19 protein-coding genes are annotated in these 22,988 nt (G+C 71.7%); 14 read left to right on the forward strand and 5 right to left on the reverse strand.

The genetic code is table 11. The annotated features are described in order from the left end of the window. On the reverse strand, nucleotides 1-219 hold a 219-nt coding region (locus OJ962_RS04280; protein WP_270006207.1), incomplete at its 3' end, for a hypothetical protein. Between the two features lie 68 nt (nucleotides 220-287). On the opposite strand from OJ962_RS04280, the gene OJ962_RS04285 reads away from it, so the two are divergent. From OJ962_RS04285 to OJ962_RS04295, 3 genes are all read left to right on the forward strand, one after another. After that, a complete protein-coding gene (locus OJ962_RS04285) occupies nucleotides 288-833 on the forward strand; it encodes a dienelactone hydrolase family protein (RefSeq protein ID WP_202953577.1) in 546 nt (181 codons plus the stop codon). A 32-nt stretch (nucleotides 834-865) separates the two neighbouring features. After that, a complete protein-coding gene (locus tag OJ962_RS04290; RefSeq protein WP_202953578.1) occupies nucleotides 866-1,774 on the forward strand; it encodes a DHH family phosphoesterase in 909 nt (302 codons plus the stop codon). Nucleotides 1,775-1,862: 88 nt separating this feature from the next. After that, nucleotides 1,863-2,198: a J domain-containing protein gene (locus tag OJ962_RS04295; protein ID WP_202953579.1), complete on the forward strand. Its 336-nt coding sequence runs from the start codon at nucleotides 1,863-1,865 to the stop codon at nucleotides 2,196-2,198. On the opposite strand, the gene OJ962_RS04300 is transcribed toward OJ962_RS04295, so the two are convergent. Continuing rightward, nucleotides 2,195-2,482, reverse strand: coding sequence for a PAAR domain-containing protein (locus tag OJ962_RS04300; protein WP_202953580.1), 288 nt, complete (start codon nucleotides 2,480-2,482; stop codon nucleotides 2,195-2,197). The two genes, OJ962_RS04295 and OJ962_RS04300, sit on opposite strands and share 4 nt — an antisense overlap. Before the next feature lie 105 nt (nucleotides 2,483-2,587). On the opposite strand from OJ962_RS04300, the gene OJ962_RS04305 reads away from it, so the two are divergent. Continuing rightward, nucleotides 2,588-3,685 (forward strand): AI-2E family transporter, encoded by a 1,098-nt coding sequence (locus tag OJ962_RS04305; RefSeq protein ID WP_202953581.1) that lies wholly within the window; start codon nucleotides 2,588-2,590, stop codon nucleotides 3,683-3,685. Nucleotides 3,686-3,689: 4 nt separating this feature from the next. On the opposite strand, the gene OJ962_RS04310 is transcribed toward OJ962_RS04305, so the two are convergent. Further along, entirely contained in the window at nucleotides 3,690-3,938 is a 249-nt protein-coding gene (locus OJ962_RS04310; protein ID WP_202953582.1) for a hypothetical protein, read from the reverse strand. A gap of 64 nt (nucleotides 3,939-4,002) precedes the next feature. On the opposite strand from OJ962_RS04310, the gene OJ962_RS04315 reads away from it, so the two are divergent. After that, nucleotides 4,003-4,839, forward strand: coding sequence for an ornithine cyclodeaminase family protein (locus tag OJ962_RS04315; protein ID WP_202953583.1), 837 nt, complete (start codon nucleotides 4,003-4,005; stop codon nucleotides 4,837-4,839). A gap of 3 nt (nucleotides 4,840-4,842) precedes the next feature. On the opposite strand, the gene OJ962_RS04320 is transcribed toward OJ962_RS04315, so the two are convergent. Beyond that, nucleotides 4,843-5,448 carry a type VI secretion system tube protein Hcp gene (locus OJ962_RS04320; protein ID WP_202953584.1) on the reverse strand — a complete coding sequence of 202 codons (606 nt, stop codon included), beginning with the start codon at nucleotides 5,446-5,448 and terminating at the stop codon, nucleotides 4,843-4,845. A gap of 88 nt (nucleotides 5,449-5,536) precedes the next feature. Here OJ962_RS04320 and OJ962_RS04325 point away from each other — a divergent pair, with 88 nt between their 5' ends. From OJ962_RS04325 to OJ962_RS04365, 9 genes are all read left to right on the forward strand, one after another. Then, the gene (locus OJ962_RS04325) at nucleotides 5,537-5,884 is read left to right on the forward strand and encodes an STAS domain-containing protein (RefSeq protein WP_202953585.1); all 348 of its coding nucleotides are present in this window, start codon (nucleotides 5,537-5,539) and stop codon (nucleotides 5,882-5,884) included. A gap of 15 nt (nucleotides 5,885-5,899) precedes the next feature. After that, nucleotides 5,900-9,616 carry a SpoIIE family protein phosphatase gene (locus tag OJ962_RS04330; RefSeq protein WP_202953586.1) on the forward strand — a complete coding sequence of 1,239 codons (3,717 nt, stop codon included), beginning with the start codon at nucleotides 5,900-5,902 and terminating at the stop codon, nucleotides 9,614-9,616. A gap of 163 nt (nucleotides 9,617-9,779) precedes the next feature. Further along, nucleotides 9,780-14,105, forward strand: a complete 4,326-nt coding sequence (locus OJ962_RS04335; protein ID WP_202953587.1) for a ThuA domain-containing protein — start codon at nucleotides 9,780-9,782, stop codon at nucleotides 14,103-14,105. 193 nt (nucleotides 14,106-14,298) lie between these two features. Beyond that, nucleotides 14,299-15,177, forward strand: a complete 879-nt coding sequence (locus tag OJ962_RS04340; protein ID WP_202953588.1) for a universal stress protein — start codon at nucleotides 14,299-14,301, stop codon at nucleotides 15,175-15,177. Continuing rightward, on the forward strand, nucleotides 15,174-15,761 hold the full coding sequence (locus OJ962_RS04345) for a class I SAM-dependent methyltransferase (RefSeq protein WP_202953589.1): 588 nt from the start codon (nucleotides 15,174-15,176) through the stop codon (nucleotides 15,759-15,761). Before OJ962_RS04340 ends, OJ962_RS04345 begins: the two co-directional genes overlap by 4 nt. Nucleotides 15,762-15,816: 55 nt before the next feature. Next, the gene (locus OJ962_RS04350) at nucleotides 15,817-16,518 is read left to right on the forward strand and encodes a haloacid dehalogenase type II (RefSeq protein ID WP_202953590.1); all 702 of its coding nucleotides are present in this window, start codon (nucleotides 15,817-15,819) and stop codon (nucleotides 16,516-16,518) included. A 9-nt stretch (nucleotides 16,519-16,527) separates the two neighbouring features. Next, nucleotides 16,528-18,570 carry an NAD(+) synthase gene (locus OJ962_RS04355; protein ID WP_202953591.1) on the forward strand — a complete coding sequence of 681 codons (2,043 nt, stop codon included), beginning with the start codon at nucleotides 16,528-16,530 and terminating at the stop codon, nucleotides 18,568-18,570. After that, nucleotides 18,567-20,804 carry a glycoside hydrolase family 31 protein gene (locus OJ962_RS04360; protein WP_202953592.1) on the forward strand — a complete coding sequence of 746 codons (2,238 nt, stop codon included), beginning with the start codon at nucleotides 18,567-18,569 and terminating at the stop codon, nucleotides 20,802-20,804. The genes OJ962_RS04355 and OJ962_RS04360 overlap by 4 nt, the downstream gene beginning before the upstream one ends. Next, entirely contained in the window at nucleotides 20,785-21,960 is a 1,176-nt protein-coding gene (locus tag OJ962_RS04365; protein WP_202953593.1) for an FAD-binding protein, read from the forward strand. Before OJ962_RS04360 ends, OJ962_RS04365 begins: the two co-directional genes overlap by 20 nt. On the opposite strand, the gene OJ962_RS04370 is transcribed toward OJ962_RS04365, so the two are convergent. After that, a complete protein-coding gene (locus OJ962_RS04370) occupies nucleotides 21,846-22,985 on the reverse strand; it encodes an AI-2E family transporter (protein ID WP_202953594.1) in 1,140 nt (379 codons plus the stop codon). The genes OJ962_RS04365 and OJ962_RS04370 overlap by 115 nt on opposite strands. Nucleotides 22,986-22,988 lie beyond the last annotated feature (3 nt).

Genomic DNA, 22,988 nt, shown 5'->3' on the forward strand with positions numbered 1-22,988 from the left:
GCCCTGGCCGCCGCCGCTGTCGCGGCCGCCGCCGGGCCGGCCGCCCTGGCCCCCGCCGCTGTCGCGGCCGCCGCGCTCGCCGCCTTGCTGGCCGCCGCCCGGCTTGCCCTGCTCCTGCCCCGGCCTGTCGCGATCGCGATCAACCGCGCCGGCCGCAGCCGCGGTCGCTCCCGAGACCGCGATCGCCAAGGCGATCGTCGGCAACAGAGTGCGTCTCATCACCGTCCTCCCGTCAGATGGTCCGTGGCGGGACAGTACCCGCTGGTCGGACCCGTAAGCTGCGGCCGATGTCGGAGGTCGTCGTCTTCCACCACGCGCGGGGCCTCACGCCGGACGTGCTGGCCTTCGCCGCGGCGTTGCGCAGCGCGGGCCACGAGGCCCACACGCCCGACCTCTACGACGGCGCGACGTTCACCACGCTTGACGAAGGGCTGGCCCACGCCGAGGCGATCGGGTTCCCGACCCTGCTCGAACGCGGCCGCCGCGCGGCCGACGCGCTCGCCGCCGACCTCGTCTACATCGGCTTCTCGCTCGGCGCCCTCCCGGCGCAGCTGCTGGCGCAGACCCGCCCGGGCGCCAGCGCCGCGGTCCTCGCGCACTCGTGCGTCCCACCCGCAAAGTTCGGCGGCGAGTGGCCGGCCGAGATCCCGCTCCAGCTGCACCTGACCGAGCACGACCCGCTGGCGCTGCCGCCGAACACGGATCTCGAAGCCGCTCGCGCGCTCGCCGCCTCCGGCGCGGCCGAGCTGTTCCTGTACCCGGGCACCGACCACTTCTTCGACGCGGAGACCATGACGGTGTTCACCGAGCGCGTGCTCGCGTTCCTGCGGTGATCCCGTAGGCGCGCACAGCCGGACCCGTGGCGATGGAACGGGTCCGTGCCGCACTGCTCGAAGCCGACGTCGTCGTCCCGCACACGGACGCTGACGGGCTCGCCGCGGGCGCCCTCGCCCTGCGCGCACGAGGTGAACAGGCGGCGGCCGCCGCGCTGTTCGGGCGCGGGGAGAACCCGTGGACGACGCCGCCCGCGGGCATGCCCGCGCTCCTGGACTGGGGTGTGCGCGCGTTCGCCGGGCCGGCGGTGATCGTCGACCACCACGCGCCCGAGGCCGAGCCGACCGCCGAGCAGGTGCTGCTGAGCGGGTTCGGCGAGGACACGTCGACCTCGGCGCTGATGCGGCGCGTGCTGCCCGACCAGCCGGCGTGGCTCGCCGCCGTGGGCGCGGTCGGCGACCTGGGCGACAAGGGCTTCGCGCTGCCGGAGTGCGCGGGCGCGCCGAAGACCGCCGTCCGCAAGCTCGTCCCGCTGGTCAACGCGCCGCGCCGCGGCCCAGGCCTCGACGGCGTCCGCACCGCGCTCGCGCTGCTGGTCGAGCACGACGACCCCAAGGCAGCGCTCGCCGACCCGCGCATCGCGGAGCTCGAGGCCGCCCGCGACGCCTGGCGCGCGGACTGGGAGCGCGTCCGCCGCACCGCGCCCGCGGTGGGCGAGCGCGTCGCCGTCGTGCGCTTCAGCTCGTCCTACCAGCTGCACGGCCTCACGGCCCAGATGTGGGCCAAGCGGCTCGCGCCGCGCCCGGTACTGGCGGCCAACGACGGTTACGTGGACGGCCGCGTGCACTTCTCGATCCGCGGTGGCGAGGGCGACCTGCGCGAGCTGCTCCGCACGGCGCTGCCCGACCAGCAGGGCGAGTTCGCCCACGGCCACCCGCGCGCGACGGGCGGCTCGATCGCGCCCGACGAGTTCGAGCGCCTGCTCGACGCGTTGAAGTAGCGGCCGCGCCGCTCGTCTCATTGCGATCGGCGCCGCGACGTTACTCGCCGACCGGCAGCCTCCACGGCGCGGACGATACGTTGTCCGCGTGCGCAGAGACCCGTATCGCGTGCTCGGCCTCCCACACGGCGCGTCGCCCGCGCTCGTGCTCGACCGCTACCGGGAGCTGGTCAAGGTGCACCACCCGGACCGCAACGGCGGCTCGGCGGAGTCGACCGCGCGCTTCCAGGAGATCCAGCTCGCGTTCGAGGAGCTGCGCGCGCGGCCCGCGCCCGAGGGATCGATCGACGAGCGCCTGGCCAAGCTCGAGCAGGAGCTCGGCGGCCCGCAACGCCGCGAACGCGGGCCGGACCCGTCCGTCACCCGCGTCACCACGCTCATTGACGGGCTCGACGACCTCGCGACGAGCCTCGACAAGCTCTAGTTGATCATCACGCCGGGGTAGCCCGCGACGATCACGCCGCCGTGTGCCGTCATGTCGCCCATGCGCGCGGCCGGCTTGCCGCCGATCATCACGGTGGGAGAGCCCATGATGATCGTGTCGGGCGGGCCGACGCAGGTGCACATGTCACCCATGCGGGCGGCGGGCAACCCGCCGATCAGCACCATCGGGGCGCCCGGAGGAAGGATCGGGCCGCCGACGTGCGGCTTCGGCCCGTCGAACATCGGGCACGTGTGCATGTCGGTGACACGAGCGGCTGGTGGCATCGCGGACGATTGTCCCGGCTCGGGGCGCTCCGCGCAACTGTGGCCGATGTCTCTATTGGGTGACGGAGGGACTGAAAAGCGTCGCCGCGCGGGTACCTGCGCCGTGTGACCGACGAACGACGCGGAGGCCTCAACCGCGCCGGCTCCATCGCGTGGTCGGCGCTCGGCGTCGCGCTGCTCGTCCTGCTCGCCGGTTGGGCGATCGGCAAGCTGATGGCCGTCGTGCTGCCGATCGCGGTCGCCGTGCTGCTGGCGACGCTGTTGCGGCCGATCGCGACCAAGCTCGAGCAGCGGCGGGTCAAGCCCTCGATCGCGGCGACGATCTCCGTGCTGCTGGCCGTGCTCCTGCTGTGCGGGCTGATCGCGCTGATCCTGCCGCCGTTCATCGCCAAGCTCGCCGACCTCGGGTCGAGCCTGGAGGAGGGCGTCAAGCGCGTGGCCTACTCGCTCGGCGAGAGCGTGGCCGGCATGGACCGCGCGGCCGTCGACCGCCAGCTCGAGTCGGCCGCCGACCGCGGCCGGGAGCGGCTCGGCGGTACCGCGATGGCCGCGACCACGTCGCTGGCCGGCGGGCTGGCGAGCATGGTGCTCGTCTTCTTCCTCGCGTTCTTCCTGGTCAAGGACGGGCGCCGGATGTGGGGGTGGGCGCTCGGGTCGCTGCCGCGCGAGCGCCGCGACGCGGTCAACGAGGTGGGCGAGCGCATGTGGAGCAACCTCACGGCGTACACGCGCGGGGTCGTGTTCGTCGCGACGGTCGACGCGCTCCTGATCGGCGCCGTCCTGCTGATCATGGGCATTCCGCTGGCCATGCCGCTGATCGTGCTGACGTGGGTCGCGGCGTTCTTCCCGATCATCGGCGCGATCGTCGCGGGCGCGGCGGCCGTGCTCGTCGCGCTCGTGAGCGGTGGAGCGACCGACGCGCTGGTCGTCCTCGGCGCGATCGTCGTCGTGCAGCAGGTCGAGGGCAACGTGCTCTATCCGGTCGTGGTCGGTCCGCGGCTGAAGCTGCACCCGGTCGTGGTGCTCGTGTCGGTCGCCGCGGGCGGGACGCTGGCCGGGATTCCGGGCGCGTTCCTCGCCGTCCCCGTCGCTACGGCGCTCAGCGCTCTGGCCGGCTACACCCGCGAACGCCGGGCCCAGCGCGAGCTGGCCGCAGCGCTGCCTCCCCGCCATGGCGTCATGGTGGGCAACGGCACGACCTGACGGCTCAGCGCCCGTCGAGCGCCGCGTCGCGCAGCTCGGTCGACCGCAGGTGGATCTCTCGCGCCTGGGTCACCAGGCGGCGCGTCTTAACCTGGGTCTGCTGCGCTTCGCCGCGCATGCCCGCGGCGGTCTCCAGCAGGTCGAGGCGGCGTTCGAGCGCGCGCACGTCGTCGGACACCTCGGCGAGCGCGTCGACGATCTCCTCCTGGGTCGCGACGAGCGCACGGAGCAGGCTGGTCAGTTCGTCGGGCACGGTCCAGAACACTACGTCGCAGGGGCCGCCGACGGTTCACGGAAATGTGCGAACGTCACACGCCGTGGACCTGCGAACCCTGAACGCCGCGGACGTCGTGCGGCAGCTCACGCCGAGCGCTGCCGTCGACGCGCTGGAGGCCGCGCTGCGCGGCGGGCTCGATCCCGAGGACGACACGCCGCGCACGTTCGCCACGCTGCGCAACGGCGAGCTGCTGCTGATGCCGAGCGAGGTGCGGGGCACGGTCGCCGTGAAGGTGCTGACGGTCGGCGGGGACCCGCGCATCCAGGGCGTCATGATCGTCTTCGACGCCGAGACGCTCGCCCCGACTGCGCTGATCGACGGGATCGCGCTCACCAACCTGCGTACGTCGGCCGTCTCCGCGCTGGCCGTCCGCCACCTGGCGCCAGAGAACGCCTCCCGGGTGCTGGTGTTCGGCCGCGGCCCGCAGTCGCAGGCGCACATCGAGGCCATGAAGGCGATCCGGCCGATCGCGCACGTCGACGTCCTCGGCCGCGACCACGGCGACAGCTCCGAGCTGGTAGCGCGCGCCGACATCATCTGCTGCTGCTCGACCTCGCCGACGCCGCTGTTCGACGGTGCGCTCGTCCAGCCCCACGCCACCGTCGTGGCGATCGGTAGCCACGACCCTGAGCGGCGCGAGACCGACGACGCGCTCGCCGCCCGGGCGACCGTCGTCGTGGAATCGCGCACGAACGCGCTGCGCGAGGCCGGCGACGTGGTTGCGCCGCTGCGGTCCGGCGCGCTGACCGAGGACCGCATCGTCACGCTCTCCGAGCTCGTCAACGGCGAGCGGCCGGTTGATGCCGACCGGCCGCGCCTGTTCAAGAGCTCGGGGATGTCGTGGGAGGACGCCGTGATCGCCGGCGCCCTCGCCTGACCGCTACGCGCGGTAGGGGGCGGGCAGCGCCTCGCGGATGCCGGAGTTGGTGACGACGCTCCAGCTCGAGAAGACGTTCGGCTTGAGCGGGCTCGAGGGGGAGACGGCGGCCTGCGCCAGCCCGCCGTAGGCGAACGTCAGCTTCTCGCGCATGTCCTCACCGCGGGCGCCGCTCTGCTCCTGCCCGGTGACGGCCACCATCGTGAACAGCGTGCGGATCGGCACCACGGTCGTGCCCGTGGGGCTCGACTCGCGCGCGATGATCTCGACGCTGGCGAAGTGCCCACCCATGCCCAGCATCCGGAAGAAGCGCGGCGTCGTGGAGTCGACCGCCTTCTCGACCGTCAGCGCGTTGAACCGCGCGCGGCCGGCGCCGGCCCCGCCCGTGGCGGAACCGATCGACAGCTCGTTCTGCGCGCCGAAGCTCACGGACTCGAGCTCGATCAGCTGCGGGAACTCGCGGTCGACGCTCTCGCCCTTGATGGCGTCGGCGGGCGTCGTGCTCTCGACCTTCATGAAGTAGTCCGTGGCGGCCTGCGCGGAGGAGGCCGCGGCGAGGCCGGCGACGACGGTGGCGAGGGCGGCGGTCAGGAGCTTGGTCTTGAGCATGGGCCGCAATCCACCACGGCGCGCTGACGGTCTTCAGACGGTCCGCTGACGGAGCCGGTCAGCTACCTCACCGGTATCCTCGCGCGCGGTGTCTGTCAATCCTTTGTTCCAGGTTCGCCACGAGCGGCGCGGGGACGGCGTTGTCGTCGTCGCCAGCGGCGAGATCGATCTCGCCACCTCTCCGCAGCTGCGCGAGGCGCTGCTGGCTCCCGACGTGAGCTCGGCCTCGGTCGTGCTCGATCTGCGTGAGGTCACGTTCATCGACTCCAGCGGGCTGGGCGTGATCGTCGGGCAGCAGAAGCGGGCGCAGGAGCGCCGCGAGCAGTTCTCCGTGGCCGTCGGCGGGGCGGCAGCGGTCCAGCGGATCCTCGAGCTGTCGGGGCTCGCGAAGGTGCTGGACATCGTGTCCGACCCGCAAGAGCGCCTGGCCGCGTAGGCCGCCGCGACAGCGATGGCCGAAACCGGCAACGCGCGCGCCGCCCTGACCGCCGGTGGGCCCGTGGGGCAGGACCTGCTGGCCGTCGACTGGGAGGCGACGCCGCTCGGCCCGCCCGAGCAGTGGCCGCGCGCGCTGGCGAGCATCGTCCAGGTGCTGCTCACGAGCCGCTTCTCGATGTGGATGGCGTGGGGGCCGGAGCTGACGTTCTTCTGCAACGACGCCTACCGGCGCGACACGCTCGACAAGAAGTACCCGTGGGCGCTGGGGCGCCCCGCGCGCGAGGTGTGGGCCGAGATCTGGCCCGACATCGGCCCGCGCATCGAGGGCGTGCTCACGACCGGCCAGGCCACGTGGGACCAGGCGCTGCTGCTGTTCCTCGAGCGCAGCGGCTTCGTCGAGGAGACCTACCACACGTTCTCCTACAGTCCGCTGGCCGGCGACGACGGCCGCGTCGCGGGCATGCTGTGCGTCGTCAGCGAGGACACCGAGCGCGTGTTGAGCGAGCGTCAGCTCGCGACGCTGCGCGACCTCGGCGCGGCGCTCTCGGCCGCCCGCGACGAGCCGGAGGTGCTGGCCGCCACCGGCCGTGCGCTCGACGGCGACCGCCGCACGCTCCCGTTCACGCTCGTGTACCTCTACGACGAGGCCGGCGAGGCCCAGCCGGCCGCCCACAGCGGGGAGGGGTGGTCGCCGCCGGAGGACATCTGGCCGGAGGCCGAGCACGCGATCGTCGTGGACGAGATCGACACGCTGAACCCGCCGAAGGGCGCCTGGGATCAGCCGCCCGTCGCGGCGCTCACCGTCCCGCTCGGCGGGCTCGGCTTCCTCGTCGCCGGGCTCAACCGCTACCGCGCGCTCGACGAGGGCTACCGCGGCTTCATCGAGCTCGTCGCCGGCCAGATCACCGCCGGGCTCAGCAATGCGCGCGCGTACGAGGAGGAGCGGCTGCGCAACGAGCGCCTGCTCGCGCTCGACGAAGCCAAGACCGCGTTCTTCACGAACGTCAGTCACGAGCTGCGCACACCGCTCACGCTCCTGCTCGGCCCGGCCGAGGACGCGCTCGCCGACGCCGAGGACCCGCTGGAGGCCGAACAGCGCGTCCGCGTCGAGCGCATCCACCGCAACGCGCAGCGCCTGCTCAAGCTCGTCAACACGCTGCTGGACTTCAGCCGCCTGCAGTCCGGGCGCGTCAACGCCGCCTACACGCCCACCGACCTGGCCCGCTACACCGCCGAGCTCGTGAGCATGTTCGAGTCGGCCACCGACCGCGCCGGGCTGACGCTCACGATCGACACGCCGCCGCTCCCGGACCCCGTCTACGTGGACGCCGAGATGTGGGCCAAGATCGTGATGAACCTCGTCTCCAACGCGCTCAAGTTCACGTTCACGGGCGGGATCACGGTACGCCTGTACGCGACCGAGCGCCACGTCGAGCTGACCGTCACGGACACCGGCATCGGCATCGACCCCGCCGACCGGGAGCGGTTGTTCGAGCGCTTCCACCGCGTCGTCGGCGCGCGCTCGCGCAGCCACGAGGGCACGGGCGTCGGGCTCGCGCTCGTCGCGGAGCTCGCAGAGCTGCACGGCGGCACGGTCGCTGTGGACTCCACGCCCGGCGAAGGCTCCACCTTCACGGTCACGATCCCGTTCGGCGCCGGCCACCTGCCCGCGGACCAGGTCGTCTCCGACCCCGCGGCGCCCACGGACGCCGGCCGCTACGCCGAGGGCTTCGTGGCCGAGGCGATGCGCTGGCTGGACCCGGCCGAGAGCGAGGACGGCGAGCCGGTCCACGCCGGCGAGCGCCCACGCGTGCTCGTGGTCGACGACAACGCGGACATGCGGTCCTACATCGCCTCGCTGCTCGACAGCCGGTACGCGGTCCAGACCGCGCCCGACGGCGAGGTCGCGCTCGAGCTCGCGCGCCGCGACCCACCGGAGCTCGTCGTCACCGACGTGATGATGCCCAACCTCGACGGCTTCGGGCTGCTCGCGGGCCTGCAGGCCGACCCCGCGACGACCGACATCCCCGTGATCATGGTCTCCGCGCGCGCGGGCGAGGAGGGCACGATCGAAGGCCTGGAGGCGGGCGCCGACGACTACCTGATCAAGCCGTTCACGGCGCGCGAGCTGCTCGCGCGCGTGCACGCGAACATCGAGCTCGACCGCGCCCGCCGCACGCGGGACGCACTGCGCCGCAGCGGCGACCTGCTCGACCAGGCGCAGCGGCTCGCCCGCGTCGGCTCGTGGGAAGTGGACCTGCTCACCAACGACGTGACGGCGTCCGCGGAGTACCTGCGCCAGGTCGGGCTGACCGCCGAGGAGCTGCAGGAGGGCGGGCTGGCACGGGCCTTCGAGAGCGTGCACCCCGACGACCTGGAGCGCGCGTCCGCTTCGATCACGTCGGCGCTCGAGAGCGGGCGCCTCGAGGTCGAGTTCCGGCTTCTCACGGCGGAGAGCGGCACGCGCACCGTCTACGCGCTGGGCGAGCTCGAATGCGACGCCGACGGCGTGCCGGTCCGCATGCGCGGCAGCCTGCAGGACGTCACCGACCAGCGCGCGGCCGAGCAGGCGCTGGCCGCCGCGCACGCCGAGCGGGAGGCGGCAGCGCGTGAGCGGCGGATCGCGGACGAGCTCCAGCGCAGCCTGATGCCGCAGCGCTCGTTCGACGCCGAGCAGCTGGAGATCGGCGCCTACTACCGCGCGGGCGTCGCGGGCACGCAGGTCGGCGGCGACTGGTACGACGTGATCGACCTCGGCGCCGGCCGGACGGCGCTCGTGCTCGGCGACGTGATCGGCCGTGGCGTACGCGCCGCGGCGGTGATGGGTCAGCTGCGCGCCGCCGTGCGCGCCTACGCACAGCTCGAGCTGTCGCCCGCGGACGTGCTGGAGATGCTCGACCACGTCGTCGGCCAGCTCGGCGCGGAGCAGATCGTCACCTGTCTGGTCGCAATCTTCGACCCGCGCGACTGCACGCTGACCTACGCCAACGCCGGGCACCTACCGCCGCTGCTGGCCTCGCCGGGCGCGCCACCGCAGCGCCTGGACGAGTCGGCCGGCCCGCCGCTCGGCACCGGCGCGCCCGTGTTCACCGAGGCGACCGCGGTGCTCGGCGCGGCGACGCTGCTCGCGCTCTACACCGACGGGCTGGTCGAGCGGCGCGACCGGGTGATCGACGCGGGGATCGACCAGCTCGGGACGACGTTGGCCGCGCTGGAGGGCGAGATCGGGGAGCTGCCCGACGCGCTCGTGCACGCGCTCGTGCCCGAGGGCTCCGACGACGACGTCGCGCTGCTCGTGGCGCGCGTGCTGGAGGCGCCGCCGCAGACGTCGGCGACCCTCGCGCTCGACAGCGACCTGAGCGAGATCCGCCGCGCTCGCACGTTCACCACCGAGGCGCTGGTCGACTGGGGCTTCTCTGAACGTCTGCGCGATGACGCGCTGCTGATCGCCGGTGAGCTGGTGACCAACGCGATCCTGCACGGCCGCCCGCCCGTGGAGCTGCGGCTGCGGCGCAACCCGGACCATCTGCGGATCGAGGTCGATGACGGCGCCGCGGGGATCCCGCGCAAGCTGCGCCCGACGCCGGCCGACGACCACGGCCGCGGCCTCCAGCTGACCGCCGCCGTCGCGCACCGCTGGGGAACTCGTCCTCTCAGAGACGGAAAATCGGTGTGGTGCGAGCTGACGCTGTCCCGCTACGGCCCACTTCGGGTGACCTCCGCGAAATAAGCCCTTGACTCCGGTCGGGTATCCCGTCTAGATTCGCTGCTGGATCGTGTAACTTTTGTCTGACAAAAGGCAGATGATCCAAGAGAGATGGGCCGCGCGCCGCACGCCTAGGGAGGGCAGGTCGCGCGCGGAGTAGGGTCGCCCACACGTAGAGGAGGAGTAGATGGGGAGGAGAAGCTGGGGTCTCGCGTTCGCGAGCCTGGCTCTGGCCTTGCCGGCGACGGCTTCCGCCAAGGAAGTCGAGCCGTACAAGGTGCTCGTGGTGACGAGCACGTCGGACGCGACGAGCACCGCCGGCATCAACGCCATCACGAGCGCCGTCGGGACCGACGGCGTCGTCGAAGCACCCGCTCCGGCCGAGGTCGGGGCCAAGTTCACGCCTGAGGGCCTGGACGCCTACCGCGCGGTCGTGTTCCTGAACACGGGCCAGGCGAGCCCGCTCAGCGCCGCGCAGCGTACGAACTTCGAGAACTACTACAAGGACGGCGGCGGTCTCGTCGCCATCGGCTCGGCCATCGAGACCGACGAGTCCTGGCAGTTCCTGACCGACGCGCTCGGCACGCGCGCCAAGGGCCGCGCCGAGGGCCAGGCCGCGACCGTCAAGGTCATCGACCGCGTCCATGACGCGACCAAGGCCCTGCCGCAGTACTGGGACCGCTCCGAGGGCGGCTGGTACAGCTTCACGGCCAACGTGCGCGGCAAGTCGCACGTGCTCGCGTCCGTCGTGGAGGACCCGTTCGGGCCGCAGCCGCAGGGCAAGGTCCTCAACGGCGTCGACTTCGGCGCCAACGCCATGGGCGCCGACCACCCGATCTCGTGGTGCAAGGACTTCCAGAACGGCCGCTCCTTCTACACGGGCCTGGGCACGAACGCGGCCGCGTTCGACGAGAACCTGGGCAAGCACCTCAAGGGCGCGATCGCGTGGGCCGCGGGTCAGAGCGACCCCGAGTACAGCGACTGCGGCGCCACGGTGCTGACGAACTACCAGCAGACGAAGATCGCCGCTCCGCCGAACGTCGGCGAGCCGATCGGCTTCCACCGTCTCGACGACGGCCGCATCATCCAGACCCTGCGCTCGGGCCAGGTCCGCGTGCATGACCCGGAGGCGGGCACGACCAAGGTCGTCGCCGACTTCCAGGCCGCGTCGACGCCGTCGAAGTTCCGCCTGTACACGGTGTCCGAGGACGGCCTGTACGGCCCGGCCGTGGACAACAACTTCGCGCAGAACAAGTACCTGTACCTGTACTACTCGCCGCTGACGGTCGAGAACGTCAAGCTGTCGACCGGCCAGGTCGTGACGCAGACGACCCCGATCGCGAATGCGCCGAACGCCAACCAGCCGCAGCCGTCGCTGGCGGCCTGGGACCCGTGGGTCGGCTACTTCCAGCTCTCGCGCTTCAAGCTCGTCGAGGATGCCCAGGGCAACCTGACGATGGACTTCAACTCCGAAGAGCAGATCATGCGCGTGCCGCAGAACCGCGGCCAGTGCTGCCACGTCGGCGGCGACATCGTGTTCGACAAGAACAACGTGCTGATCACCGGTACGGGCGACGACAACGAGGCCGGCGGCGTCAACGGCGGCGGCTTCGGCCCGTACAACGACCAGCTCGCCGACGAGCAGCAGACGATCCGCATCCCGGGCGCGACGGGCGGCACGTTCACCCTCACCTTCGAGGGTCAGACGACCGCGCCGATCCCGTTCAACGCGACCAACGACCAGGTCGACGCCGCGCTCGAGGCGCTCGAGGTGCTGGCGCCGGACGAGGTGCAGGCGAGCGGCAGCCTCGTGTTCAACGCGCAGACCAACCCGAACCCGGCGGTCAACGTGTTCTTCCGCCGCGCCCGCGCGCAGAAGAACCAGCCGCAGATGACGCTGAACACGTCGAACATCCAGGGCGGCAGCGCGGCTCCGTCGCTCGTCACGACGCATGAGGGCGGCTACTTCTTCCCGCCGACCTCCGACGCCCGTCGTACGGCGCTCAACACGAACGACCTCCGCGGCAAGATCCTGCGGATCAAGGTCAAGGAGACCGCCATCCCGGCGGCCGACTTCAACAAGGCCGATTACGGCTCCGGCGCGGGCGCGTACACGATCCCGGAGGGCAACCTGTTCCCGCTCGTCGGGGGCGCGCCGCAGGCCAAGACCCGCCCGGAGGTCCACTCGATGGGCTTCCGCAACCCGTTCCGCGTCGACGTGGACTCGGACGGCGTCATCTACACCACCGACTACTCGCCGGATTCGCAGACGGCGCGCCGCGGCCGTGGCCCGGCCGGCGTCGGTCGCTACGAGATCGTCCGCAAGCCGTCCAACTACGGCTGGCCGACGTGCTACTCGAGCAAGCTCGGCTACTGGGAGTGGGAGTTCAGCGAGTTCACGGAGGGAACCACGTCCGCCGGCCGCATCCCGCTCACGGGCGCCAAGGAGATCGAGTGCGGCGGCCCGACGCAGAAGAACGACGCCTACATGAACCTCAACGGCGGTCCGTCCGTCGAGCCCGGTCTGGTGGACGTCCCGCCGGTCACCGACCCGGACATCTGGTACTCCTACCAGGACAACCCGAACCTCGCCGGCACCAACCCCCGCCCGGTGGGCGCGGGTACGCCGTGCCAGGCCGGCACGCAGCTCACCCCGGGCCCGAACGCGCCGCTCTCGACCACCGAGTGCCCGCGGCTGTTCCCGGAGCTGTTCGACGGCGGCGTGGCCCCGCACGGCATGGCGAAGTACGAGTACAACGCCGACAACCCGAGCGCGGTCAAGTTCCCGCCGTACTACGACGACTCGGTGATCATCGCCGAGTTCGGCCGTAACACGATGCGCGAGGTCAAGCTCGACGGCGAGAACCACATCCAGAAGATCAACCCCTTCCTGGACTGCGGCGCCGTCAACCCCGCGAACCCGCCGATGTTCGAGTGCGACGCGCCGATGGACCTGGCGTGGGGCAAGGACGGCGCGTTCTACCTGCTGACGTACGGCAACGGCTTCTTCTCGGCCAACTTCGACGCCGGCATGTACAAGTGGGAGTACGTCAAGGGCGCCCGCGCGCCGAAGGCCGTGCTCTCCGCCGACAAGACCGACGGCGGCGTGCCGCTGACGGTCAACTTCTCGAGCGCCGGCTCCGGTGACCCGGACGCGGGCGACTCGGTCCGCTACGAGTGGGACTTCGGTGACGACTCCCCGATCTCCGAGGAGGCCAACCCGACCCACACCTTCACCAAGGCCGGCCAGTACACGGTCGTCCTGAAGGTCACCGACTCGACGGGCAAGACCGCGTCGACCAGCACGATCATCACCGCCGGCAACACCGCGGCGACGATCACGATCAAGTCCCCGTACGAGGGTGGCGTGTTCACCTTCGGCGACAGGATCCCGTACGTCGTCGAGGTCACCGACCCCGAGGACGAGCGCATCGACTGCAACGACGTCGAGGTCGAGTTCATCCTCGGTCACGACGAGCACGGTCACGGCGAGGAGGAGAAGCTCGGTTGCTCCGGCTTCCTGACCACGCTGGCCGAGGACGTCTCGCACGGCGGCAACGTGTTCGGCGTCATCAGCGCGACCTACACCGACAAGGGCAACGGCACCGTTCCGGGCATCACCGTCAACAAGCAGGTGAAGATCCGCCAGGCGCAGCAGGAGCTCGAGCACGCCACGCAGAGCTTCTGGGTCCCGACCGCGACCAACGATGAGGGCGGCGGTCTGCATGTCGCCAGCATCGGCGCCAACGCGGGCAACAACCCGGAGTGGCTGAGGCTGAACGGCCCGTTCAACCTCAGGGACGTCAACGGCATCTCGTTCCGCTATGCCGATCAGGGCGCTCGCGCCGCCGGCTCCGTCCTCAACACGGTCCGCTTGCACACGGGCTCCCAGAACGGTCCGATCGTCGCCTCGTTCAACCTCACGGCCGTCGGCACGCCGGACGTGTGGCGGACCCAGTCGTTCCCGCTGCCCAAGCTGGACGGCCTGAACGAGCTGTTCCTCACGGTCACCAACAGCAACACCACGGCGCTCAACTGGGTCAAGTTCGACGGCCCAGGCGTCAGCCGCATCACGGCTCCGCCGGTCGACGGCACGGTCGGCGGCTCGGTCCCGGCGACGCTGGCGCTGTCCCTGTCGGGTACGCCGTCGCTGGGCGTCTTCACGCCCGGCGTCGACCAGACGTACTCGACCGAGGTCGGCGCGAACGTGATCTCGACGGCCGGTGACGCGCGGCTCAGCGTCTCCGACGCGGGCCCGAACCCGGGTCACCTCGTCAACGGCGCGTTCGTCCTGCCCAAGCCGCTGAAGGTCGGTGCCACCAGCACCGCCGGCACCGGCACGGCGCTGACGGCGCTGGGCGCGGCGGCGACGTCCGTGCTCACCTACAACGGCCCGGTCACCAACGACCAGCCGAAGCTGCAGTTCTCGCAGGAGATCGGTCGCACCGATCCGCTGCGCACGGGCAACTACAGCAAGACGCTCACCTTCACACTGTCGACCACGACTCCGTAACGGTGCGTCTCTGAGGCCGCCGCGGTCCCTTTGGGATCGCGGCGGCTTCGCCGTTTAACGGCTGCGGGCGTTCTCCGCCGCCACGCCGATCCGCGCGTCGCTGGCTCGCGCGGCCGCGGACCGGTACGGTCCGTGCTCTCCGGCGCGGGGGGCAGGTCCCGCCCGGCAGTGCCTTCGACCTCGTGGAGCAGTCATGACCCGCTTGCTGATCGGCTTCGACGACTCCGAGCCCGCGCGTGCGGCGATCCGCGCCGCGCGGGCGCTGTTCGGGCCGTGTGAGGCTGTCGTCGCGCACGTGCACCCGCCGGCGCCATCGATGGCCAGCGCCGGGCTGGCGCGCGTCGCGCTGCCGGAGACGATGGTTGCGGAGGGGATCGACAACCTGCGCGAGCAGGCCGAGACGGAGGCGCGCGCGACCACCGAAGCGGGCGTCGAGCTCGCGCGTGCGGCGGGCCTCGAGGCGGAGCCGCAACTGCGGTTCGCGCTCACGCCGTGGCGGGAGTTGCGGACGATCGCGGCGGAGATCGGGGCGGACGCAATCGTGTGCGGCACCGATGGCGAGGGCGCGCTCGAGCGGGCGATGCTCGGCAGCACCGCGTCGAGCCTGGTTCACCACGCCGAGCGTCCGCTGCTCGTCGTCCCGGCCGGTGCGGGCGACGGCGGGACAGCGCCCACGTCCGCGGACACCGGCGGGACCCCGCCCGTGGTCGCGGGCTACGACGGCTCGGACGGCGCCCGCGCGGCGCTGCGCTTCGCCGGCGAGCACGTGCGGGACGCGCCGTTGCTCGTCGTCCACGCGATCGACGCCCGCACGACCGTTCCCGACGACGCCGTCGCCGAGGAGGGCGCCGCGTTCGCACGCGAGCTCGGCCTGGACGCTCGCGCCGGGTCGCCGGTGGCCGCCCGCGGCCCGTGGCGGACGCTGCTCGCGAGCGCGCAGGAGCACGGCGCGGCGGCGGTCCTCGTGGGCTCGCGCGGCCGTGGCGCGGTCGCCTCCACCGTGCTCGGCTCGGTCGCCTCGGGGCTCGTCCACGCCGCGGCGCTGCCCGTGCTCGTGGTCCCCGGCACGTGACGAGCCACGAGCAGCGCGCGGGGGCGAGCTGGGACGCGTCGTACACGCGTGAGGAGCCGGCGCCGTGGGACATCGGCCGCCCGCAGCCGGCGTTCGCACGCCTGGCCGAGGCGGGCGCGTTCACGGGAGCCGTGCTCGACGTCGGCTGCGGGACGGGCGAGCACGCGCTGCTCGCGGCATCGCTCGGGCTGACCGTGGTCGGCGTCGACGTCGCGCCGACCGCGATCGCGTTCGCTCGCAGCAAGGCGCAGGCGCGCAACCTCGACGTGACCTTCAAGGTCGGCGACGCGCTCCGGCTCCGCGGCACGTTCGACACCGTGCTCGACTGCGGGCTGCTGCACACCTTCGACGCCGCCGAGCGCCGCGCGTACGTCGCGTCGCTCGCCGCGGTGACGCGCGGCCGGCTCTTCGTCCTCTGCTTCAGCGACGAGCACACCGACGTCCCGCACCCGGTCAGCGAGGCCGAGTTGCGCGCCGCCTTCGCCGACGGCTGGCGCTTCGCGGCGCTCGAACGCGACGTGCTCGTCACCCGCTTCGCACCGGAAGGCCTCCCGGCCTGGCTGGCGACGCTCGACCGAACCTGAGCCCAGCCGTCCGGCAACTCGGTGCGGACGGCGGCTCCCGTGATTGGATGCCCGCGTGGGCGATATCGACTTCGGTGCCTTCGACGCACTCACCTTCGACTGCTACGGAACCCTGATCGACTGGGAGACCGGGATCCTGAACGCGCTCCGGCCGGTGCTTGACCACCACGGCGCGAGCCGCGAGGACGAGACGCTGCTCGAGTTCTTCGCGCACCACGAGGCGGCGCTGGAGGCGGGCCCTTACCAGCGCTACCGCGAGATCCTCGCCGGTGCCCTGCGCGGGATCGGCACCGACTTGAGCTTCGAGCCAACCACCGAGGAGCAGGAGACCTTCGGCGGCTCGGTCGTCGACTGGCCCGCCTTCGAAGACAGCGCCGCCGCGCTGCAGCGCCTCAAGCAGCGCTTCAGGCTCGGCGTCATCACCAACTGCGACGACGACCTGTTCGCGGCCTCCAACGAGAAGCTGCAGGTCGAGTTCGACTGGGTCATCACCGCCCAGCAGGCCGAAGGCTACAAGCCGCGGATCGAGAACTTCGACTACGCGTTCGCCCGTATCGACACACCGCGCGAGCGCATCCTGCATGTCGCGCAGAGCCTGTTCCACGATCACGTGCCCGCGAAGGCGCTCGGGATGACGACGGTGTGGATCGACCGCCGCGCCGGGCGTGACGGCGGGGGCGCGACGCCGCCCGCGGCGGCCGTGCCCGACATGACGTTCAACGACCTCGCGAGTTTCGCGGACCGGGCGACCGCGTAAGACAAGCCCGTGGCCACCTACGAGTCCCTCTACACCCACGGGTTCGCGCGCGTGGCGGCGGCGGTCCCGCACCTCAAGCCGGCCGATCCCGCGTTCAACGTCGAGCGCACGCTCGCGCTCGCCCAACGCGCGTCCGACGAGCGCGCCGCCCTGGCCGTGTTCCCGGAGCTCGGCCTCTCGGCCTACGCGATCGACGACCTGCTGCACCAGGCCGCGCTCAACGACGGCGTCGAGCGGGCGCTGGAGCAGATCGTCGAGGCCAGCCGGGACCTGCTGCCGATGCTGATCGTGGGCGGCCCGCTGCGCGCTCAGGGCGGGCTGTTCAACTGCGGGTTCGTCATCCACCGCGGCCGCATCCTCGGCGTCGTCCCGAAGTCCTACCTGCCCGAGTACCGCGAGTACTACGAGGAGCGCCAGTTCCGCGCCGCGCGCGAGTTCCTCGGCTACGAGGTCGACATCCTCGGCGAGACCGTCCCGTGCGGCAACGACCTGATCTTCGAGGCCTCCGACGTGCGCGGGCTCTCCATCCACGTCGAGGTGTGCGAGGACCTGTGGGTGCCGCTGCCGCCGTCCACCTACGGCGCGCTCGCCGGCGCGACGATCCTCGCCAACCTGAGCGCGAGCAACATCACGGTCGGCAAGGCCGACTTCCGCCACACGCTCGTCGGCGGGCAGTCCGCCCGCTGCATCGCGACCTACATCTACACCGCGGCCGGCCGCGGCGAGTCCACGACCGACCTCGCCTGGGACGGCCAGGCGATGATCTACGAGAACGGCGACCTGGTCGAGGAGGCCGAGCGCTTCTCCGACGACGAGCAGCTGCTGTTCGCGGACATCGACCTGGATCGCATGCTCTCGGACCGGTCGAGCACGAACTCCTTCGGCGACTCCATCCACGACCACAAGGACCGCCTGGAGTCCTTCCGGCGGATCGGGTTCGAGGTCGGCCCGGGGGACACCGAGACGCCGCTGCGGCGCCGGATCGAGCGCTTCCCGTACGTGCCCGCGAACCCCGTCACGCGCGACCAGCGCTGCTACGAGGTCTACAACATCCAGGTCCGCGGCATCGAGACCCGCATGCGCGCGACCGGGATCGAGAAGGCCGTGATCGGGGTCAGCGGCGGCCTGGACTCCACGCACGCGCTGATCGTCCTCGCGCGCGCGATGGACCGGCTCGGGCTCCCGCGCGAGAACATCCTCGCCTACACGATGCCGGGCTTCGCGACGTCCGAGCACACCAAGGGCAACTCGTGGAAGCTGATGGAGGCGCTCGGCGTGAGCGCGCGCGAGATCGACATCACGCCCTCCTCCAAGCAGATGCTCGCGGATCTCGAGCACCCGTACAGCCAGGGCGAGAAGGTCTATGACATCACGTTCGAGAACGTCCAGGCCGGCGAGCGCACCTCGCACCTGTTCCGGCTCGCGAACTACCAGGGCGGCCTCGTGATCGGCACGGGCGACCTGTCCGAGCTGGCCCTGGGCTGGGCCACCTACGGCGTCGGCGACCAGATGTCCCACTACGCCGTCAACGCGAGCGTCCCGAAGACGCTGATCAGCTTCATGCTGCGCTGGGTCATCGACACCGAGCAGTTCGAGCCCGAGGTCAACGAGGTGCTGCAGTCCGTGCTGGACACGGAGATCTCGCCCGAGCTGATCCCGGGCGAGGGCGACAAGCCCACCTCGGACACCGAGAGCAAGATCGGCCCGTACGAGCTGCAGGACTTCCACCTGTTCTACACGCTGCGCTTCGGCTACCGCCCGAGCAAGGTCGCGTTCATGGCCGAGCACGCCTGGGGCGACAGGGAGCGCGGCCCGTGGCTGGACCTCATCCCCGAGCACAAGCGCAACGAGTACACCCGCGCGGACATCAAGCACTGGCTCGAGGTCTTCCTGGACCGCTTCTTCCGCATCAGCCAGTTCAAGCGCACCGCGATCCCGAACTCGCCCAAGGTCGGCTCGGGCGGCTCGCTGAGCCCGCGCGGCGACTGGCGCGCACCGAGCGACTCCACGGGCGCCGTCTGGCTCGACGAGCTGCGCCGGAACGTGCCGTGATCGAGTTCACGACCGTCGACAGCGTCACCGCGACCGAGCGCGGCCTCGAGGCGACGCTGCACGGCGAGCGGCTGCGGATCGAGCCCGTGCGCGAGGACGTCGTGCGGATCAAGCTCAGCCGCGGCGGCGTCTTCGACGAGGCGCCCACGTTCGCCGTGATCGCGGACGGGACGGCCGACTTCACGGTCGAGGGCACGACGCTGCGCACGAGCGCCCTGACGGTGACGCTGCGCGAGGACCCGTTCGGGATCCTCATCCAGCGCGTGGACGGAAGCACCGTGCTCGACACCACGAGCGCGTACGCGACGCTCAACGACGCGTTCGAGTTGCGCCGCCACGTGCAGCTCGGCGACGCGATCTACGGCCTGGGGGAGAAGGGCGGTTCCGGGAACCGGCGCAACCGGGGCTACACGCTCTGGAACACCGACATCCTCAATCCCACGGCCGCGGCCGAGTTCGGCGGCAACGGGGACGACGTCGAGTTCGACCCGTACTACGTCTCGATCCCGTTCTTCTACCACCACACCAAGGACGGGCACATGAGCGGCTCGTTCGTGGACAACGGCTACCGCGCGAGCTACGACTTCCGCGACGAGATCCGCATCCGCTTCGAGGGCGGCCAGTACACGGAGTACGTGTTAGCGGGCCCGCGGATGCCGGACATCCTCGAGGCCTACACATGGCTCACCGGCCGCGCGGCCAAGCCGCCGCTGTGGGCGCTCGGCTACCACCAGTGCCGCTGGTTCGACTACACGCAGGACGCGGTGGAGCAGCTCGGCGCGCAGCACCGTGACCACGGCCTGCCGTGCGACGCGCTGTGGCTGGACATCGAGTACATGGACGGCTACCGCGTCTTCACCTGGAACACCGAGCGCTTCCCCGACGCGCCCGGGATGCTGCAGCGCCTGGACGAGCAGGGCTTCAAGGTGATCACGATCATCGACCCGGGCGTCAAGTACGAGCCCGGGTACGCCGTCTTCGACGAGGCGGTCGAGCGGGACGTGCTGTGCCGCACCGAGGGCGGCGACGTGTACATCGGCGAGGTCTGGCCCGGCGACACCGCGTTCCCGGACTTCGCCACCGAGGAGGGCCGCGCGTGGTGGGGCGAGCTCAACGCGCAGCACGTGCAATCCGGTCTGGCCGGCATCTGGAACGACATGAACGAGCCCGCGACCGGCTCGGTGCCGCCCGAGCGGATGCGCTTCAACCGCGGCACCGAGAGCCACGAGCGCTACCACAACCAGTACGCGCTGCTGATGGCGATGGGCACCGTCGACGGGCTCAAGCAGGCGATGCCGGAGCAGCGCACGTTCGTGCTCAGCCGCGCGGGCTTCGCCGGCATCCAGCGCTACGCGGCCAATTGGATGGGGGACAACCAGGCCCGCTGGGACCACCTATGGGTGAGCATCCCCATGGCGAACGGGTTCGGCGTGTCCGGACAGCCGTTCGTCGGCGCCGACATCGGCGGCTTCCAGGGCGACTCCAACGGCGAGCTGTTCGTGCGCTGGATGCAGTACGGCGCGCTGACGCCGTTCTGCCGCAACCACTCGATGATCGGCAACGTCGACCAGTACGCGTGGGCCTGGGGCGAGGCGGTGCTCACTCTCGCCCGAGCGGCGCTGGAGCTGCGCTACCGGCTGCTGCCGTACCTGTACGCGGCGTTCGTGCGCGCGTGCGAGACGGGTGAGCCCGTGCAGCGCCCACTCGTGTTCGACCACCAGGACGACGCGACCGTCCGCGACATCGACGACCAGTACCTGCTCGGCCGCGACCTGCTCGTCGCGCCCGTCACCGAGCCCGGCATGACCGCCCGCCAGGTCTATCTCCCGCGCGGCGAGTGGTACGACTGGCACTCGGGCGAACGGCACACCGGTGGGCGCTGGATCGTCGCGCCCACGCCGATGGACCGCATCCCGATCTTCGCCCGCGCCGGGACCGTGATCCCGATGTGGCCGCAGGCGCCGCCGTCCACCGCCGGGCACCATCCGACCGAGATCGAGCTGCGCGTGTTCCCCGGCGACGGCGAGTCGATCCTGCACGAGGACGACGGCCTCACGGTCGACGGCGGCTTCTATCGCACGACCTTCACGCTGCGCGGGCGCGAGCTGAGCGCGACCGTCGAGGGCGACGGCTACCCCGAGTTCGCGCGGCAGCGGTTCGTGCTCCTTTGCGAGGGCGAGCGGCGCGTGGTGGAGAACGCCGGCGAGGCGTTCGATGCGCAACTGGGCCGGTAACGTCACCTACCGCGCGCGGCGCGTGCACGAGCCGGCGACGCACGACGAGCTGCGCGCGATCGTGGCGAAGGCCGCCAACCTGCGCGCGCTCGGCTCGCGCCACACGTTCAACCACCTGGCCGACGCCGACGAGCTCGTGTCGGTGCGCGGCCTGCCCGCCGACGTCGTGCTCGAGGACCACTGCGTCACCTGCAACGCGGGTCTCACCTACGGCGAGCTCGCGCAGCACCTCGACGGGCGCGCGGCGCTGCACAACCTCGCGTCGCTCCCGCACATCTCGGTCGGCGGGGCGATCGCGACCGGCACGCACGGATCGGGTACCGGCAACCTGGCGACGGCGGTGCGGGCGCTGCAGCTCGTGACGAGCACCGGCGACGTGGTGGAAGCCCGCCGCGGCGAGCCCGACTTCGACGGCATGGTCGTCCACCTCGGCCGGCTCGGCGTCGTGACCCGCGTCACGCTCGACACCGAGCCGCACTACGAGGTCACGCAGCGGGTCTTCGAAGGGCTCAGCTGGGAGCACGTCCCGGACGTCTTCGACGCCGCCTACAGCGTCAGTGTCTTCACGCGCCTGAAAGGCGTGGACATGGTCTGGCTGAAGGCACGCGGCACGCCGCCCGACACGCTCTTCGACGCCACTGCCGCCACGGTCGAGCGTCACCCGATCATGGAGCTCGACCCCGTGAACTGCACGCGCCAGCTCGGCGTGCCCGGTCCGTGGTGGGACCGGCTGCCGCACTTCCGGATGGGCTTCACCCCGAGCAAGGGCGATGAGCTGCAGGCCGAGTATCTGCTGCCCCGCGAGCACGCGGCGGCCGCCATCGACGCGCTGCGGGCACTCACGCTGCCGGGGCTGCTCGTGTGCGAGCTGCGCACCGTCGCCGCCGACGAGTTGTGGATGAGCCCGATGTACGGCCGCGACACGTTCGCCGTGCACTTCACGTTCGAGCCGGGGCCGGTCCCGCTCGACGCGATCGAAACCGCGCTCGCGCCGCTGCAGCCGCGAGCGCACCCTGGCAAGCTCTACCTCGAGCCCGGCCGCTACGACCGCTCTGCGGAGTTCTCGGCGCTCGCCGAGCGGCTGGACTCGCGCGGGGCGTTCGCCTCGTCCTCGTCGACGAGCGGCGACTCGGGCGGCGGCTCGGCCTTCACGTAGTCGAGCACGACGGAGACGACGCCGGCGACCGGCACGGCGAGGAAGACGCCGACGATCCCGCCCAGGATGCCGCCGGCGGCGAGCGCGACCACGATCGCCGCCGGGTGCAGGTGCACGGTCCGGCCCATCAGGATCGGGTAGAGCAGGTGGCCCTCGACCTGCTGGACGAGAATGATGGCGCCGAGCACGAGCGCCGCGTCCAGCACGCCGCCGGAGACGAGCGCGATCAGCACGGCGACGAGGCCGGCCAGGAACGCGCCGATCAGCGGCACGAACGCCGCGAAGAACGTGATCACCATGATCGGGACCACGAGCGGGACCCCGATGATCACCAGCGCCAACCCGATCAGCAGCGCGTCGACCAGGCCGACGAGCGCGATGCCGCGCACGTAGCCCGAGAGCGCCGCGTACACGCGCGTGCCGAGCTCGTTCGCGTGCTCGCGACCACGGCCGGTGAAGCGCAGCAGGTAGCCCCACATGCGCTCGCCGTCCTTGAGGAAGAAGAACGTGAGCAGCAGCGCGACGAGCAGCCCGGTCAGGACCTCGCCGAGGATCACGGCGCCGCTCGTGACGCCGCGCGCCAGCGGCCCGCTGTTCTCGCGCAGCCGGGCGATGCCGTCGTCGATCTGGTCCTGGATCTCCGTCTCGCTGAGGTTGAACGGCGGCTCGGCGAGCACGTCGCCGGCTTCCCGCAGGCCATCCTCGGCGCGCGGGCGGAGCTCGCCGAACTGGTCGCCGATCGACGGCGCGACCGCCGTCCCGATCGCGGCGATCAGCAGGAACGCGCCGAGCATCGCGCCCGCCGCGGCGAGGGCGTCAGGCGCTCCGCGCGCCTTCAGCCAGCGCACCACCGGCAGCAGCAGCGTGCTGATCAGCAGCGCGACGATGATCGGCAGGACGACGACGCGCAGGTGGACCAGGGCCCACAGCAGCGCCCCCGCGGCCGCGACGATGACGAGAAATCGCCAACTCGCCGCGGCCGCGGTGCGATACCAACCCGGCAGCGCGTCGTCGCCGTGCCTCACGCG

Origin of the sequence: Solirubrobacter deserti (assembly GCF_027587175.1) — a bacterium.
In the GTDB taxonomy this organism is placed as follows: Bacteria; Actinomycetota; Thermoleophilia; order Solirubrobacterales; family Solirubrobacteraceae; genus Solirubrobacter; species Solirubrobacter deserti.